We start from the raw sequence: 16,571 nt of genomic DNA, 5'->3' as shown, positions 1-16,571 counted from the left end.
CTTCAACCTACCTGCCTTTCTTCTGTAAGAGTTATTTCCTCAACCGGGATAAACCGGCCTTCCTGCCATTCCAGGATCCAGCTGCCCGGTTGCCCGTTGCGTACTTTTAACAGGTCTACCTGCCAGCGCAGGTGGCCTATACCGGGCAAGCCATCCATATCGGCACTTGGTAAGGATCTTACCTGCCAGCGTGCCGCGCAGGAAGTAGAGCCGAGTTTATCAGCAGCATTCCGCAGCACAAAACCGGTTACCCGGCTTTGCTCTACCGCTAACTGCAGGCGGCGCGATTGTTTAAAATTTATTTCGCCCAATTCGCAAACCACGGCTTTTAGTCCGGGGCATTTTAGGGCTTCCTCCATTACCCAAAGGGCATCTTTATCTTTGCTGAGGCTGATAAAGATGACCTTATGCGGTTCTACACCAAAAAGTGCGAGCGCAGGGGCAAACAGCCGCCTTGCCCGGCCTATCCATACACAGACGCCGCCCTGCTGCATCAATACCGAAAGGATGCCCGTAACCAGCCCGCCGGAAGCGGCAGCCTGTTCGCTGCTGCCGCAAACCAGTTCATGTATAGCCCCTATAGGGAACACCCCATTTGGAAAAGCGGCCTCTACCATACCCAAACCCACCAAATTACGCGTACCCACCGGCGGAGGCCTGTAACCTTCCCATTGCAGAATATCTTTCTGCAGCCTTTCGATCATTTCTCTTTTTTCAACGGGCATAATATCGAATTGGGACTGTAAAGTTATGCTAATATTTTTAGTATTTTATAATTTATTTTAGTATTTGTTAGATTGCATTATCCTCTTTTCGCTCTCATATTGACTCACCCCGACATCGCTGCGCTGGTCGACCCTCTCTACCTTCGGTAAAGAGGGTGAAGAAAGAAAGGAAAAAAGAAAAAAACTCCCCTCTTTCCCACGCAGGAGAGAGGGGTTGGGGGTGAGTCAACTCGCCGGTATGGATATAGCCCCTACGAAACGGAATTGGTGAAATAATCGGGCTTAACTACCCTTCCATTTTGAAAAAAGTATGTTGAAATGATAGGAGGTGGATGCATCGTTCCCCATAATTTAAGCTAATTTTATACGGCGAGCCGATAAATAAAAAAACTTGGCATAAGTTTGGGGCGCAAGCTATTTTTACATTCTGGTACCATGCAACAAAACATACTCATCATTGATGATGAAAAAAAGCTGAACGGTCTTTTAACCCGCATCATCGAGCTGGAGGGCTACAAGGTTTTCCAGGCGTACACCGGCAAGGAGGGGCTGAAGATACTGGCCCAGGAAGAGATTCAGGTGGTGATAAGCGATGTGAAACTCCCCGATGTGAATGGCGTTGACCTGGTGAAACAGATCAAAGAAAAGCAGCCTTACGTGGAAGTGATAAATCTTACCGCTTTTGGTACCATTGCCGATGGAGTGCTCTCCATTAAAAACGGCGCTTTCGATTACATAACCAAGGGCGATGATAACGATAAGATACTGCCCATGCTTGCCCGTGCTATGGATAAAGCACAACTGCAGTTACAGGTATTTAAGCTGCAAAGCAAAATTGTAAAACAATTTACTTTCGACGGTATTGTAGGGCATTCCAAAGCCATCAATGCCGCTATCGACCTCGCCAAAAAAGTTTCCGTTACAGATACCACCGTTTTACTGCTTGGCGAAACCGGTACGGGTAAGGAGGTATTTGCCAATGCCATCCATTACAATAGCCGCCGCAACACCGGGAATTTTGTTGCAGTGAATTGCAGCTCCTTCAGTAAAGAATTATTGGAGAGCGAACTGTTTGGCCATAAAGCAGGGGCATTCACGGGTGCCATGAAAGATAAAAAAGGCCTTTTTGAGGAAGCCGACGGCGGAACCATGTTTTTAGATGAGATCGGCGAAATGGATATTAACCTGCAGGCCAAGATCCTCCGCGTAATTGAGCAGGGCGAATTTATCAAAGTGGGGGATACCAAAACAAGCAAAGTAAACGTGCGCATCATTGCCGCCACCAACCGCAAGCTGGAAGGTGAGATAGCCAAGGGCAATTTTAGGGAGGATTTGTTTTACCGCCTATCCGTATTCCAGATCATCCTGCCATCGTTAAACGAACGCCGCGATGATATCGCCCTGTTAGCAAAACACTATCTTAAGGAATACACCCGTAAAGTAGGGCAGAAGATAGGGGATATGAGTCCGGAATTTTTGACTGGTTTGGAGAAACACAACTGGAAAGGCAACATCCGCGAGCTGAAGAACATCATCGAACGTGCGGTAATTATCTGTGATGGCAACACCCTAAGCGCCGACCTGCTTCCGCTTGATTTTTATGACGGCGGAGATAATACGCCATCCTCCTTTGCGCTTTCGGCCATTGAGAAACACCACATCAATAAGATACTTCACTATACCAAAGGCAATAAAACAGAAACTGCCCGCTTGCTTGGCATCGGCTTAACCACCCTCTACCGTAAAATTGACGAGTACGAGCTGGAAAAATAATGCCCCAAAATGGAAATTTCCACTCCAAAATAGAAAAACCACCACCCCAAAATGAAAAAACGACCACTCCATTTTGGTAGGGTTGTGCTTGCGGTTATTTCCGAAAGTGCTTTTTAAGCGCGTATAAGCAATTTTTTATTTTTGGTATGCACGTTGCAGGCGGCTGGGCATGAATAATTACCCCTTAGCCCCAAACTATTGCATTTACTGCGTACCCGTTAAAATTAATCCAATATCAACCCTTAATCATTTTAGTTTATGAGCCACGCACGCAAGCTTTCTGCGGGTGGTGTTTTAGTTACCCTCGGTATCATTTTTGGCGATATAGGTACCTCGCCTTTATACACCCTGCAAACTATTTTAAAAGAAGGTGGCCGCGCCGACGAGTTTATGGTGCTTGGTGCTATCTCCTGCGTTTTTTGGACGCTCACCCTGCAAACTACCTTCAAATACATTTTCATCACCCTGCAGGCAGATAACCGCGGCGAAGGCGGCATCTTCTCACTTTTTGCCCTGGTAAAACGCTACGGCAAATGGCTGGCTATCCCGGCCATCATCGGCGCGGGCACTTTACTGGCCGATGGCATCATTACCCCACCGATATCAGTCACCTCGGCTATAGAAGGGCTTGGGCTGGTGCCGGCTTTATCGCATGTGATCATCCCGGGCAGTACCATCATCCTCGTTATCGTGATCATCATCATTATACTGCTCTTCTTTTTTCAGCAGTTTGGTACCAATGTAGTAGGTGCGGCTTTCGGTCCCATCATGCTGGTTTGGTTCCTGATGCTGGGCGGATTGGGTGCTGCGCAGATAGCCCAATACCCTGCCATATTTAAGGCATTCAACCCTGTTTATGCCTACGATCTGCTGGTAGAACACCCTAACGGTTTTTGGTTGCTGGGTGCAGTGTTTCTATGCACTACGGGTGCCGAGGCATTGTACTCCGACCTGGGGCATTGCGGCCGCAAAAACATCCAGGTAAGCTGGATATTTGTTAAAACCACCTTGCTGCTCAACTATCTTGGCCAGGGAGCCTGGGTGTTGAGGCAGGCCAACCCGGATATTGTGCATAATGTAAACCCGTTTTTTGCGATAGTGCCGCATGGCTTCATCATCCCGGCGGTTATTGTGGCTACTATGGCTACCATTATTGCCAGCCAGGCACTTATCAGCGGCTCGTTTACCTTAATAAGCGAAGCCGTGAGTATGAATTTTTGGCCCCGCATAACGGTAAAATACCCATCCAACATCCGCGGACAAATTTATATCCCCAGCATCAACTGGCTGCTGTGTATTGGCTGTATACTGGTAAGCTTATACTTTAAAACTTCCGAGGCGATGACGGCTGCCTATGGTTTCTCTATCACTATAGCCATGTTGATGACCACTATTTTGATGTATTATTTTATGCGCTATAAAATGCACTGGCCGGTATGGTTGGTTACCATTATCCTGTGCATGTTCCTTTCGGTAGAGTTTTCTTTCTTTGTGGCCAACGCCGTTAAAATTATGAAGCGATTGTTCTTTGTCGGGTTCGAAGTTGGCTTGATATTTACCATGTACATCTGGTTCAGGGCGCGGAAGATCAACAACAGGTTCCTTAGTTTTGTGGACCTGGCCGATCAACTCCCTGTATTAACGGCCTTGAGTGCAGATACCACGGTATCTAAATTTTCTACGCACCTTATCTACCTTACTAAGGCCAACAACAGCAAACAGATAGAGCAAAAGATCATCTACTCTATCCTCAGCCGCAAACCAAAAAGAGCCGATGTATACTGGTTTTTGCATATCGAACGTACCGACGAGCCTTTTACCATGGAATATAGCGTAGAGGAGTTAAAGGAGGATAAAGTGATACGGGTGGAGTTTCGCCTCGGGTTCAGGATCCAGCCGCGTATAAATGTGCTGTTCCGCAAAGTGGTGCAGGAGATGGTAGCCAATAAGCAGTTGGATATTACCAGCCGATACCCGTCTTTAAAACAATACCACATGGCTGCCGACTTCCAGTTCGTGCTGATGGAGAAATTCCTCTCGTACGAAAATGAGTTCAGCGCCAAAGAAGGTTTTATCCTGAACAGCTATTTTGCCATTAAACGACTGGCACAGTCGGATGCCAAGGCGTTTGGGTTGGACACCAGCGAAACCAAGGTAGAAAAGATACCGTTGGTGGTAAGCCCGGTGTCGTATTTTAACTTGAAAAAGATAGCGCCCTCCGGGCACGCCTGATGTTTTCCCTTTATGATAAGCAACCCTTCCAAAACGGAAGGGTTTTTTGTTATACAGTATTTTTATTTATGGCTTTATTTTGATTAAAATATTGATAATGAGTATTTTATGAATAAATATAAAAATGTGGCCCCTCTATTGGCATAGGTGGTGAAAATAATAAGACAATGATCACCATAATCCTCTTCCTTTCCCTGCTTGTGATAAGCTGGTTTATTTTTAAATCAATCGACTGGTTCGAAAAAATCTAACACATCATGATCGCATTATTCATCATCTCTATCGCAGTTTTCCTATACATGGTATACGTGCTGCTTAAACCCGAAAACTTTTAACTAAGAACACAATGAACACAGAACTATTAGGAATTGCGGTCTCCTTTGTGCTGATGCTGATCATCGGCATCCCGCTGGGCAAGTACCTGGCAAAAATGTTTGCCGGCGAAAAAGTATGGACCGATTTTATGAAACCCATCGAAAACGGTATCTATAAATTATCGGGCATTAACCCCAACGAGCCGATGGACTGGAAACAGTTTTTAAAAGCCATGATGTGCATCAACATGCTTTGGCTGGTTTACGGCTTTTTTGTTTTAATGCACCAGGATAAGCTGCCCCTTAACCCCGATGGCAACCCCGGCATGACTGCCGACCTGGCCTTTAATACCATCATTAGCTTTGTAGTGAACTGTAACCTGCAGCACTACAGCGGCGAAAGCGGTGCCAGCTACCTTATACAGCACTTTATATTCATGTTTTTGCACTTTACCAGTGCGGCTACAGGTATCGCCTGCGCGGTGGCATTTTTTAAAGCCTTCCGCGATAAAACCACAACCAACCTGGGCAACTTTTGGCAGTACTTTGTAAAAGCCATCACCCGTTTACTGCTGCCGTTATCTATCGTAATAGCTCTAATATTAACTTTTAACGGTACGCCAAGCAGCTACGCCGGTAAAGACCAGTTTATATCCCTACAGGGCGATACCGTACACGTATCGCGCGGACCGGCTGCACAAATGATAGCCATTAAGCACTTAGGTACAAACGGTGGTGGCTGGTTTGGCGCAAACTCGGCACATCCGCTGGAAAACCCTAACTACTTAACCAACATCACCGAAATTGTTTCGCAAATGATCATCCCGATAGCGATGGTACTGTGCTTCGGTTATTTTATCGGTCGTAAAAAAATAGGCTGGGTAATATTTGGTGTAATGATGATAGGTGCTTTAATGCTCCTCATCCCAAGTATCAGCAGCGAAACCGGTGGTAACTCTGCCATCGCCAAAATGGGCATCTCGCAACCAACCGGTGCCATGGAAGGTAAAGAGGTAAGGTTTGGGCCAACTGCCACAGCGTACTGGAGTACTTTCACTACCATCGTATCTACCGGCTCTGTTAACGGTATGCACGATAGCACCATGCCCCTTACCGGTTTATGGCAATTACTGGGTATGATGATCAACGGTTTTTTTGGAGGCTGCGGCGTGGGGATACTCAACTACTTTATCTACCTCATTATCGCGGTGTTTATTTCCGGCTTAATGGTAGGTCGTACCCCCGAATTTTTGGGCCACAAAGTGGAGGCGCGAGAAGTAAAGATAGCCGCTTTGATCACCTTGCTTAGTCCGTTTTTAATTATGGCGGGCACGGCCATAGCAGCCTTTGTTTTTACCAACCACGGCAATGCCGACTGGGCGGTTAAACCATCGGCCTGGTTAAATAACCCGGGCTACCACGGCTTTAGCGAAATGCTTTACGAGATGACCTCATCCAACGCCAACAACGGCTCCGGTTTTGAAGGCTTGGGCGATAACAACATCTTTTGGAACGTAAGCACCGGCATCCTGATGATACTGGGCAGGTTCCTGCCGATCATTGGTCCGGTAGCTATCGCAGGTTTGCTGGCCAAAAAGAAGTTCATCCCCGAATCGGCAGGTACGTTGAAGACCGATACCGTAACCTTCGGCCTGATGACCTTCGCTGTAATATTGGTACTCAACGCATTATCATACTTCCCTGCACTGGCTTTAGGGCCGATTGCAGAGTTCTTTTCAATGCCTAAATAATCTAAATCATGACAACCAGATCAAATAAATTGTTCGAACCGGCACTTGTGCAAACTGCATTGAAAGAGTCGTTCATAAAACTGAACCCAAAGGTAATGCTGCGCAACCCGGTAATGTTTACCGTGGAAGTGGGCACCGTTATTATGGCCTACATGTGCGTTTACAGCTTTTTGCACAGTGGCCAGGGTTCATTCGCATATAACCTTATTATCTTCATCGTGCTGCTGCTTACCCTGTTGTTTGCCAACTTTGCCGAGGCTATTGCCGAGGCACGCGGTAAAGCACAGGCCGATAGCCTCCGCAAAACCCGCGAAGAAACACCCGCTAAAGTGTTGTTGAAAGACGGCAGCATCGTAGGTAAGTCATCAAACGAACTGCGTAAAGGCGATGTGTTTGTTTGCGAAACCGGCGATACCATCCCAACCGATGGCGAGATCATCGAAGGTTTAGCTACCATAGATGAATCGGCCATTACAGGTGAATCTGCCCCGGTTATCCGTGAGGCAGGCGGTGATAAGTCATCTGTTACAGGTGGTACCAAAGTATTATCCGATAATATTAAAGTAGTGGTAACTACCGAACCCGGTGAAAGCTTCCTGGATAAGATGATCGCCTTGGTAGAGGGTGCATCGCGCCAGAAAACACCGAACGAGATAGCTTTAACTATCCTGCTGGCCAGTTTTACGCTGATCTTTATCATCGTATGCGTTACGCTGAAACCTTTTGCCGATTATGCAAATACCCCTATCACTATAGCCGCGTTAATTTCGCTTTTCGTTTGTTTAATCCCCACAACTATCGGTGGCCTGTTATCGGCCATCGGTATTGCGGGGATGGATAGAGCGCTGCGTGCCAACGTGATCACCAAATCGGGCAAAGCGGTAGAAACTGCCGGTGATATTGATGTATTGCTGCTGGATAAAACCGGTACCATTACCATTGGTAACCGTAAAGCAACCCAGTTTTGGCCGGCCCCCGGTGTTTTACCTGCCGACCTGGTGAAAGCCGCCGTGCTTTCTTCCCTGGCCGATGAAACCCCCGAAGGTAAATCTATTATAGAACTGGCACAACACGGCGATTTGAAAATTTCGCTTACCGCACCAGCCGGGGCCGAGTTTATCAAATTTACCGCCGAAACCCGATCCAGCGGTATAGATACAAAAGATGGCCTGCGCATCCGTAAAGGCGCTTTTGATTCTATCAGGAACATGTCGGTAGCGGCGGGTAACAAGTTTTCCCCCGATGTGGAAGAACGCGTAAAAGCCATTGCATCAAATGGTGGTACGCCACTGGTGGTGGCACAAAACGAAGTGGTTTTGGGTACCATAGAATTGCAGGATATCATCAAACCCGGCATTGCCGAACGTTTTGAACGCCTGCGTAAAATGGGTATCAAAACCGTGATGGTAACCGGCGATAACCCGCTTACCGCCAAATTTATTGCCGAAAAAGCGGGTGTGGATGATTTTATTGCCGAGGCCAAGCCCGAGGATAAAATGAACTACATTAAACTGGAGCAGGCCAATGGCCGCCTGGTAGCTATGATGGGCGACGGTACGAACGATGCCCCTGCATTGGCCCAGGCAGATGTAGGCGTGGCCATGAACAGCGGTACACAGGCCGCAAAAGAAGCCGGGAATATGGTGGATCTGGATAACGACCCAACCAAGCTGATCGAGATAGTAGAGATAGGCAAGCAGTTGCTCATCACACGCGGTACGCTTACAACCTTCTCTATTGCTAACGATGTGGCTAAGTACTTCGCTATTGTGCCGGCTTTATTTATCGCCTCTATTCCCGCCCTGCAAAGCATTAATATTATGCGCCTCCACAGTCCGGAGAGCGCGATATTATCGGCTGTAATATTTAACGCCATTATCATCCCGATGCTGATACCATTGGCGTTGAAAGGAGTGGAATACAAACCTATCGGCGCCAGCGCGCTGCTTCGCCGTAACCTGCTGATCTATGGTTTGGGCGGTGTTATCGCACCATTCATCGGTATCAAATTAATCGACTTACTTATTTCCCTATTCTTCTAATTAATAGAAATCATGAAAACGAATTTAATGAAATCCATACGCTTAACACTGGTACTCATTGTGCTGCTTTGTGTAATATATCCTGTGTTTATCTCTTTTGCCGGTAAACTTTCTAAAGGCAAAGGTGACGGTGAAACCATATCTGTAAACGGCAAAGTAGTTGGCTATGCCAACGAAGGCCAAAGCTTTACCCAACAAAAATACTTCTGGGGCAGGCCATCGGCAGTAGCTTATAATGCCGCAGGTTCTGCAGGCAGCAACAAAGGCCCAAGTAATCCTGATTATTTAAAAGATGTTGCCGGCCGGATAGATACCCTGCTAAAATACCACCCGTATTTAAAGCGCAGCGATATCCCTGCCGAAATGGTAACCGCATCTGGCAGTGGTTTAGACCCGGATATTTCCCCGGATGCTTCTAAGATCCAAATTAAACGCATTGCTGATGTGCGTGGCCTAAGTGTGCAACAAGTAACAGATTTGGTTGCTGCACATACCGAAGCCCCGCTGTTAGGCTTATTTGGCCCTGCAAAAGTGAATGTATTAAAATTGAACGTAGCGCTTGATCTGTTAAAAAAATAAGTAATCTCGTCATGCTGAACTTGTTTCAGCACCTCATCATAAAGGTAGCCATTATGCTAATTGCCCTGCTTAGCTGCGAGCTTTGCATGTGGGGTGCCGAAACAAGTTCGGCATGACGTTTAAGAAAATTAACATGAACAAAATACTATTATCAGCTGCACTAATACTATCAGCAGCATTCGCAAAAGCACAGGACACTACCAAAACTGTAGAGGCCCCCTTAACCATCTCCGGCTCTGTAGATGCTTATTATAAATATGATTTTTCGCGGTTTCGCAATGCGGCGGGCAGTTCCAATATCCCCACCAGCTTTGCTACCGACCAAAACTCTATATCCATCGGCATGGTCGATCTGGCCGTAAAAAAGAAGGTGAGCAAAGCCTCCTTCGTAGGCGAAATTTCTTTTGGTCCGCGCGGGGAGGGACAATCCATTCCTAACGCCGGTACCAACGGGCAATCCTTCCATATCCAGAATTTATACATTGGCTATGATGTTACCGATAAACTGAACCTTACTGCCGGTTACATGGCCACCTTTGTAGGTTATGAGGTAATATCGCCGGTAGGCAACTTTAATTATTCTACCTCGTACCTGTTCACCAACGGTCCGTTTCAAAATGCAGGGTTTAAAGCTACTTATGCTTTCAGCAGTAAAGTAAGCCTGATGGCCGGCATCTTTAACGATACCTGGAACAACTACCAATCCAACCGGGATGTATCTACCTTTGGCGCACAGCTGTTTGTAAGTCCGGTAAACGGCTGGACGGCCTACCTAAACGTATTGAGTGGCCCAACATCGGGCACCATATTCGACTTAACCACCGCTTACCAGGTAACCAACGCCTTTAAGCTCGGGCTAAACGGCGCCACTTTCTCGGCACCGGATGCTGTTGGCGGTGGCTTTGAAGGTGTAGCACTGTATCCGCAACTCGCCGTATCTAAAGATGTAACTTTGGGCTTACGCGGCGAGTATTTTAAAACAAAAAACGGCGGTTTTGTACCTGCAGGCCCTGCGGCAGGCCAATCTATCAAAGCGTTTACGTTAACGGCTAATGTAAAAGCCGGCCCGTTGACTTTGATACCTGAGGTACGACTGGATAAAGGCAAACAAATGCAGTTTGTAGATAGTAATGGTGCGCCAACCAAAACGGCATCGCAGTTTTTAGTAGCAGCGGTTTACGCCTTTTAATTCTATAGCAATGGCAGAAGAGCAGGAACATAAAGACGACTCCGTAAAAAACTTCATCGAACTGGTGAAGAAAAGCAGGCGCGGCAAGCTGAAGATCTACATCGGCATGAGTGCCGGTGTGGGCAAAACTTACCGGATGCTGCAGGAAGCGCATGCCCTGCTCAAAAATGGCATCGATATCCAAATAGGCTATATCGAAACCCACAACCGGGCCGAAACACATGCCCTGCTGGCCGGTGTTCCGTTCATTGGCCGCCGTAAAATATTTTACAAAGGCAAAGAGCTGGAAGAGATGGACCTGCAGGGCATCCTTAACCGCCACCCCGAAGTGGTGATAGTAGATGAGCTTGCCCACAGCAACATGGAGGGTAGCAAAAACAGCAAGCGCTGGCAGGATGTACGGGATATTTTAGAGGCCGGTATCAGCGTGATCACCGCCGTAAACATTCAGCATCTGGAGAGCCTGAACGAGGAAATAGAATCCATTACCGGCATCGCCATCACCGAGCGTGTACCCGATAAAGTGCTGGAACTGGCGGACGAGATCGTCAACATCGACCTGACAGCCGATGAGCTGATAGCCCGTTTAAAAGAAGGCAAGATCTACGATAAAGCTAAGGTGGCTACCGCTTTGCAAAACTTTTTCCGTAACGAGAAGATCCTGCAGTTGCGCGAGATCGCTTTAAAGGAAGTTGCCCATCACCTGGAGCGGAAGATAAACGTAGAGGTGCCCAAACAGATCAAGCTACGGCCCGAGAAGTTTTTGGCTTGCATATCCTCCAATGCCGAAACCGCTAAAATTGTGATCCGCAAAACGGCGCGGCTGGCCTCTTATTACCGTTCGCCCTGGATAGTACTTTACGTGCAAAGCAGCAACGAAAGCCTTGACCGGATAAAATTGGATAAGCAGCGGCACCTCATCAATAATTTTAAACTCGCAACTGAGCTTGGCGCCGAGCTCATCAAAATAAAGAGCGACGCCATCACCAAAACCATTATGCAGGTGGCCGAAGAAAAGGAAGTAACCACCATTTGCATAGGCAAGCCTCATTTAAATTTGTGGCAGGTGATATTAAGAACGGCTATATTTAACGAATTACTTAACAAAATTGCAGCGACGGAAACGGACCTGGTGATATTATCATGAAAGTAAAAACTAAACTCCGGTTAGGCTTCGGCTTCTTATTTGTAGTGGTGCTATTTTTTGGCGCTACAGCATTATTCTACATCCGCGATATCTCGGAGAACTCGAAGATCATTCTTAAAGATAACTACGAGTCGCTGAGTTTTGCGCGCGAGATGCGGAATATATTGGATGGTAATGAACTGCCATTAAATAGAGGCGCCCTGGATAAATTCAATAGTTACCTATTAAAACAGGAAAATAATATTACAGAACCGGGTGAACGGGAGTTGACTCATGGCGTAAGAACTGCGCTTGATTGGCTATCCGTATCTCAACCAATCGAAAAGCAAAAATACGCATGTCGACTGATAAGGAAAGACCTTGCGGAGATAGAACGCCTTAACATGCAAGCCATTGTGCGCAAAGACGAGAATGCCCGAAAGGCAGTAAGCAAGGCCACCTTGTTTTTGGGTTTGGTAGGCAGTTTTACCTTTTTGGTGCTGTTTAGTTTCAGTGTGAATTTCCCCGGTTTTATTGCTAATCCGTTACGTGCCTTGCTAACCGGTATCCGCGAAATTGGGCAGAAGAATTACGATACCCGTCTCCATTTTGAAAAGGACGATGAGTTTGCCGAAGTAGCTAATGCCTTCAACTTGATGGCCTCCCGGCTGAATGAATGGGAAAATAGCAACCTCGCCACCGTAATATCCGAGAAGCGCCGTATCGAAACCATTATTGAGCAGATGCAGGATGCCATCATCGGGGTGAATGAAAAGCAGGAGATACTGTTTATGAATGATGCCGCCCGCAAAACGCTTAATATCAATGATGATAAAGTAATCGGCAAAAACACGGATGCGCTAATAAAAGGTAACGACCTGTTCCGGTCTATCATTGGTGATGAGGCTATAGTTAAGCCCTTTAAAATTGTGCTGGATGGGCGGGAAGCTTATTTTCAATTACAGAGCAGCAGTATTGTGGTGCCCAATGTTAGCGAAACTGAGGAGGTGCTGCGGGTTGCCAACCGCTCCGCCGGTAAGGTTTATATTCTTAAAAACATCACCGAATTTAAGGAGCGAGACGAGGCTAAAACAAATTTTATCGCCACCATTTCGCATGAACTGAAAACACCTATCGCCTCTATAAAAATGAGTTTGAAATTGTTGAATGATGAGCGCGTAGGGGCGATGAATAGCGAACAGCATCAGCTGATAGCCCATATAAAAGACGATAGCGACCGCCTGCTGAAGATCACCAGCGAATTACTGGAACTCTCGCAGGTGGAAACCGGCAATATTCAACTCAACTTTGTGCCGGTTAGCCCCATGAAGATAGTCGACTATGCCATCACGTCCATTAAATTCCAGGCAGACCAGAAAAAAGTACAGCTGGAAATAGTGCAGGATAACACCTTGCCCGATGTACATGTTGATATCGAAAAAACGGCCTGGGTGCTGGTGAATTTCCTATCGAACGCCCTGCGTTACAGTGCCGAAAAATCGAAGATCGTGATACAGGTGGCAGCTAAAAACAGCAAGGTAGAGTTCTCTGTAAAAGATTTTGGCAAAGGCATAGATGAAGCCTACCAAAAACGCCTGTTCGACCGCTACTTTCAGGTACCAACCGATGGGCAGAATAAGTCTGGCTCGGGTTTGGGCCTCGCCATCTCCAAAGATTTTATCAATGCCCAGGGCGGTACCATCGGTGTAGAAAGCGAAATAGGAGAGGGCAGCAGGTTTTACTTTAGTTTGCCGGTGTAGGTTATGTAGTTCATAGATCATAGTTGATGGTTCATAGCCGGTGAAGGATCCTCCATGGATTGTAAACCATCAACTATGATCTATTAACTATCAACTTCCTCACATAAAACTATCCGCTTCCCTGTACGCCTTTATCAGCGCCAGTTCGCCTTCTTTGCCTTTGCCGGCGTTGCCGTGTTCCATGCCCATTACGCCGCGGTAACCTTTATCGTAGATGTGCTTAAAGATATTTTTATAGTTCATTTCGCCGGTGCCGGGTTCGTTGCGGCCGGGGTTATCGCCAATTTGATAGTAGCCAATTTCGCTGATGCAAAGATCAAGCGTAGGAATAATATTGCCCTGGTTACGCTGCACGTGGTACATATCGTACAGTATTTTGCAGCTTGGGCTGCCAACGGCTTTGCAAATTTCATACGCCTGGTCGGGCGTGCGGAGGAATAGGTTGGGGTTATCGCTCAGGGGTTCCAATACCATCATAATGCCATGCGGTTCGAAGATAGCAGTGCCTTTTTTAATAGCCTCTATCACATGCCCGGTTTGCACACCAATAGGCAGCCTGCGCTCAAAATCGCCGGGGACAACCGTAACCAGCTTGCTGTTGATGCGTTTGGCAACTTCCACTGCCTGTTGGCACGATTTTATAAAGTTATCCGTATGCTCCTGCTTACCCGAAGCCAGCATATTGCCATCGTTGCTTAAGCCGGGCTGTACAAATACGCCCATGGCCATGCCCAGTTTCGCTAAGGTATCACCTATCTTTTTCTGCTGCTCAACCGGGCGGCCGCTCATGCCATTATCTTCAATAGCGCGGAAACCCTGCTCATAAGCAAACTTTATTTGCTCTACAAAATCATCGCCTGCGTGGTTTTTAAACATGCCATCATGAATGCCATAATTTAAATTGAAGGTTTTGCCTGCGAGGGATGAACTGTTTTTATCAGATGCGGCGGCTTTTAAAACACCACCGGTTAATAAAGCACCACCGGCAAGCACGGAGCTTTGTACGAAGTTTCTGCGTTTCATATATAGGTTTATTTGGAAGAGGCAAGATAGGGGAAATGGGCGGAATGGCAAAGGGCGGTTTGAATGTCGAACACCGAACGCCCAACTCCGAATAATGAAGTTTTAAAATTCATCATTCATTATTCGAAATTCGGTTTTCGATATTGTTTCTTTACTCCTCAAACACCCTCACCGTCTTCACATACCTGCCCACATAATAGCTGTTCATGGGCGTTTCGGTAACGCCAAGGTTATCATGGCCGGAGGTGGAGTGGATAAACCTGAGTTCCTGCCCGGGCGTGGCTAAGATGATGCCCATATGGCCTACAACACGCACGGTGCTGTCGGTGCCGGTAAAGAGCACCAGATCGCCGGTTTTGGCGTCTTTCAGGTTCACCTCGCGGTGCAAATAGGTAAAGCCCTCCGATGTGCGGGGCACGGCGATACCGAAGTGGTTAAAAACATAAGTAATAAACCCCGAGCAATCAAAACCTTCGGCAGGGTCTATCGAGCCATATTTGTAAGGCACGCCTGTAAGCGTTTTTGCAAAGGTAACGAGTTCTAACGGTGTGGTTTGCCCGGTTACAATACGGGTGGTATATCCTGCGCTGTCTGCCGTCGGCAACGGGATGATGCCTTCGGGTGTTTTTTTAACGGTATCGCCTGCGCTGGTTATTACATAGGTTGGCTCATCGGGGCCACCGCAACCCATGGCGGCAATTAATAATATTCCGTATAGCAGCGTTCGTATCATATCTATAATACACAAGTGCAGTGCTTTAGTTTTAAGCAAAGGAATAGCGGTGACATTTAGCAGCGTGAACCACTTAATACCTGTCTGTTTTACATTTTATCATTTGTGCCGTTTTTAAACTGCAATATTTTTCTTTATTTGCATCCTAATTATAAACCTACTATGAAACGCTACTGCCTTACCCTCGATCTGCAGGACGATCCCGCCCTTATAGCAGAATATGAAGCTTACCACCAGCGCGTGTGGCCCGAAATTTTGCAAAGCATTACCGGCAGCGGGATAGAAAATATGGAGATCTACCGCCATGCTGATCGCCTGTTTATGATCATGGAAGTGAATGATAGCTTTAGTTTTGAAGCCAAGGGCGCTGCCGATGCCGCCAACCCTAAAGTACAGGAATGGGAGCAACTGATGTGGAAATACCAAAAGCCCCTGCCAACTGCAAAGCCCGGCGAAAAATGGCTGTTGATGGATAAAATATTTCAGCTATAATTTATGCAGAAGATAGATGCACACCAGCATTTTTGGAAGTTCGACCCGCTGAGGGATGCCTGGATCACCGATGATATGGCCGTTATTCAGCGCGATTTTTTCCCCGCGCATCTTGCGCCTGTATTGGCAGAGAATGCTATAGATGGCTGCATAGCCGTGCAGGCCGATCAAAGCGAGGCGCAGAATAGTTTCCTGATGGAGCTTGCGGCAAACAATTCATTTATAAAAGGCGTAGTAGGCTGGGTAGATCTGCAAGCAGATAACCTGGACGAGCGCCTGCAATATTACAAACAGCATAGCATCATTAAAGGCTTTCGCCATGTTTTACAGGCCGAGGCAGGGGAGTTTATGCTGACGGAGAAATTTACGCGGGGCATTTCGCAGCTCCATCAATATGGCTTTACTTATGATGTTTTGATAAAGCACGATCAACTCAGCTATGCCGAAAAACTGGTGGCCGCTTTTCCGCAGCAAAAATTTGTGATAGACCACCTGGCCAAACCTGCCATTAAAGCACAGGAAACTGCACCCTGGGCGCAGCAGATAGCTGCCATAGCGCAGCATAAAAATGTGTATTGCAAGATAAGTGGTTTTTGTACCGAGGCAGATTGGGATAACTGGCAGCCAGCAGATATAAAACCATATTTGGATGTGGTGTTTGATGCTTTTGGTACCGATAGGCTGATGTTCGGTTCAGATTGGCCGGTGAGCCTGCTGGCTGGTGGTTACAATAAAACAGTTGAATGCCTTACAGCATACCTGGCCTCGTTTTCGCCTGCCGATCAGGAAAAATTCTGGGGCGGCAACGCGGCGGCATTTTATAATTTATAAA

The 16,571-nt window shown here is 46.9% G+C and carries 14 protein-coding genes; 11 read left to right on the top strand and 3 right to left on the bottom strand.

What is annotated here, in order from left to right:
* Nucleotides 1–2 precede the first annotated feature (2 nt).
* Nucleotides 3–725 carry an ImuA family protein gene (locus IDJ77_RS03675; RefSeq protein WP_191187578.1) on the bottom strand — a complete coding sequence of 241 codons (723 nt, stop codon included), beginning with the start codon at nt 723–725 and terminating at the stop codon, nt 3–5.
* 435 nt (nt 726–1,160) lie between these two features.
* On the opposite strand from IDJ77_RS03675, the gene IDJ77_RS03670 reads away from it, so the two are divergent.
* The 9 genes from IDJ77_RS03670 (at nt 1,161) to IDJ77_RS03630 (ending at nt 13,491) form a co-directional block, all read left to right on the top strand.
* Nucleotides 1,161–2,498 carry a sigma-54-dependent transcriptional regulator gene (locus IDJ77_RS03670; protein ID WP_191187577.1) on the top strand — a complete coding sequence of 446 codons (1,338 nt, stop codon included), beginning with the start codon at nt 1,161–1,163 and terminating at the stop codon, nt 2,496–2,498.
* A gap of 258 nt (nt 2,499–2,756) precedes the next feature.
* Nucleotides 2,757–4,730 carry a KUP/HAK/KT family potassium transporter gene (locus IDJ77_RS03665; RefSeq protein ID WP_191187576.1) on the top strand — a complete coding sequence of 658 codons (1,974 nt, stop codon included), beginning with the start codon at nt 2,757–2,759 and terminating at the stop codon, nt 4,728–4,730.
* 257 nt (nt 4,731–4,987) lie between these two features.
* Nucleotides 4,988–5,065, top strand: a complete 78-nt coding sequence (locus tag IDJ77_RS27995) for a potassium-transporting ATPase subunit F (RefSeq protein ID WP_078346467.1) — start codon at nt 4,988–4,990, stop codon at nt 5,063–5,065.
* Nucleotides 5,066–5,076: 11 nt separating this feature from the next.
* Nucleotides 5,077–6,795, top strand: coding sequence for a potassium-transporting ATPase subunit KdpA (gene kdpA / locus IDJ77_RS03655; protein ID WP_191187575.1), 1,719 nt, complete (start codon nt 5,077–5,079; stop codon nt 6,793–6,795).
* A gap of 8 nt (nt 6,796–6,803) precedes the next feature.
* Nucleotides 6,804–8,837, top strand: a complete 2,034-nt coding sequence (gene kdpB, locus IDJ77_RS03650) for a potassium-transporting ATPase subunit KdpB (protein WP_191187574.1) — start codon at nt 6,804–6,806, stop codon at nt 8,835–8,837.
* Between the two features lie 12 nt (nt 8,838–8,849).
* Nucleotides 8,850–9,416: a K(+)-transporting ATPase subunit C gene (locus IDJ77_RS03645; RefSeq protein ID WP_191187573.1), complete on the top strand. Its 567-nt coding sequence runs from the start codon at nt 8,850–8,852 to the stop codon at nt 9,414–9,416.
* A 133-nt stretch (nt 9,417–9,549) separates the two neighbouring features.
* A complete protein-coding gene (locus IDJ77_RS03640) occupies nt 9,550–10,605 on the top strand; it encodes a porin (protein WP_191187572.1) in 1,056 nt (351 codons plus the stop codon).
* Between the two features lie 10 nt (nt 10,606–10,615).
* Complete coding sequence (locus IDJ77_RS03635) at nt 10,616–11,752, top strand: sensor protein KdpD (protein WP_191187571.1); 1,137 nt, start codon at nt 10,616–10,618, stop codon at nt 11,750–11,752.
* Nucleotides 11,749–13,491 (top strand): ATP-binding protein, encoded by a 1,743-nt coding sequence (locus IDJ77_RS03630; protein WP_191187570.1) that lies wholly within the window; start codon nt 11,749–11,751, stop codon nt 13,489–13,491. Before IDJ77_RS03635 ends, IDJ77_RS03630 begins: the two co-directional genes overlap by 4 nt.
* Nucleotides 13,492–13,590: 99 nt before the next feature.
* Here IDJ77_RS03630 and IDJ77_RS03625 read toward each other — a convergent pair whose 3' ends face one another.
* Together IDJ77_RS03625 and IDJ77_RS03620 are read right to left on the bottom strand one after the other, a co-directional pair.
* Nucleotides 13,591–14,514: a hydroxypyruvate isomerase family protein gene (locus tag IDJ77_RS03625; protein WP_191187569.1), complete on the bottom strand. Its 924-nt coding sequence runs from the start codon at nt 14,512–14,514 to the stop codon at nt 13,591–13,593.
* 151 nt (nt 14,515–14,665) lie between these two features.
* Complete coding sequence (locus IDJ77_RS03620; RefSeq protein ID WP_191187568.1) at nt 14,666–15,247, bottom strand: C40 family peptidase; 582 nt, start codon at nt 15,245–15,247, stop codon at nt 14,666–14,668.
* Between the two features lie 162 nt (nt 15,248–15,409).
* On the opposite strand from IDJ77_RS03620, the gene IDJ77_RS03615 reads away from it, so the two are divergent.
* The gene (locus IDJ77_RS03615) at nt 15,410–15,739 is read left to right on the top strand and encodes an L-rhamnose mutarotase (protein WP_191187567.1); all 330 of its coding nucleotides are present in this window, start codon (nt 15,410–15,412) and stop codon (nt 15,737–15,739) included.
* Nucleotides 15,740–15,742: 3 nt separating this feature from the next.
* Entirely contained in the window at nt 15,743–16,570 is an 828-nt protein-coding gene (locus IDJ77_RS03610) for an amidohydrolase family protein (RefSeq protein WP_191187566.1), read from the top strand.
* Nucleotide 16,571: the final 1 nt, after the last annotated feature.

It is taken from the genome of Mucilaginibacter pankratovii (assembly GCF_014773265.1).
In the GTDB taxonomy this organism is placed as follows: Bacteria; Bacteroidota; Bacteroidia; order Sphingobacteriales; family Sphingobacteriaceae; genus Mucilaginibacter; species Mucilaginibacter pankratovii.
The sequence above is the reverse complement of the archived record's forward strand: the minus strand, read 5'-3'. Positions and strand labels throughout refer to the sequence as shown.

Bases quoted from the DNA above. Each gene is read 5' to 3' on its own strand.
- IDJ77_RS03675 (WP_191187578.1), bottom strand. From the start codon at position 725: ATGCCCGTTGAAAAAAGAGAAATGATCGAAAGGCTGCAGAAAGATATT.
- IDJ77_RS03670 (WP_191187577.1), top strand. From the start codon at position 1,161: ATGCAACAAAACATACTCATCATTGATGATGAAAAAAAGCTGAACGGT.
- IDJ77_RS03665 (WP_191187576.1), top strand. From the start codon at position 2,757: ATGAGCCACGCACGCAAGCTTTCTGCGGGTGGTGTTTTAGTTACCCTC.
- IDJ77_RS27995 (WP_078346467.1), top strand. From the start codon at position 4,988: ATGATCGCATTATTCATCATCTCTATCGCAGTTTTCCTATACATGGTA.
- kdpA (WP_191187575.1), top strand. From the start codon at position 5,077: ATGAACACAGAACTATTAGGAATTGCGGTCTCCTTTGTGCTGATGCTG.
- kdpB (WP_191187574.1), top strand. From the start codon at position 6,804: ATGACAACCAGATCAAATAAATTGTTCGAACCGGCACTTGTGCAAACT.
- IDJ77_RS03645 (WP_191187573.1), top strand. From the start codon at position 8,850: ATGAAAACGAATTTAATGAAATCCATACGCTTAACACTGGTACTCATT.
- IDJ77_RS03640 (WP_191187572.1), top strand. From the start codon at position 9,550: ATGAACAAAATACTATTATCAGCTGCACTAATACTATCAGCAGCATTC.
- IDJ77_RS03635 (WP_191187571.1), top strand. From the start codon at position 10,616: ATGGCAGAAGAGCAGGAACATAAAGACGACTCCGTAAAAAACTTCATC.
- IDJ77_RS03630 (WP_191187570.1), top strand. From the start codon at position 11,749: ATGAAAGTAAAAACTAAACTCCGGTTAGGCTTCGGCTTCTTATTTGTA.
- IDJ77_RS03625 (WP_191187569.1), bottom strand. From the start codon at position 14,514: ATGAAACGCAGAAACTTCGTACAAAGCTCCGTGCTTGCCGGTGGTGCT.
- IDJ77_RS03620 (WP_191187568.1), bottom strand. From the start codon at position 15,247: ATGATACGAACGCTGCTATACGGAATATTATTAATTGCCGCCATGGGT.
- IDJ77_RS03615 (WP_191187567.1), top strand. From the start codon at position 15,410: ATGAAACGCTACTGCCTTACCCTCGATCTGCAGGACGATCCCGCCCTT.
- IDJ77_RS03610 (WP_191187566.1), top strand. From the start codon at position 15,743: ATGCAGAAGATAGATGCACACCAGCATTTTTGGAAGTTCGACCCGCTG.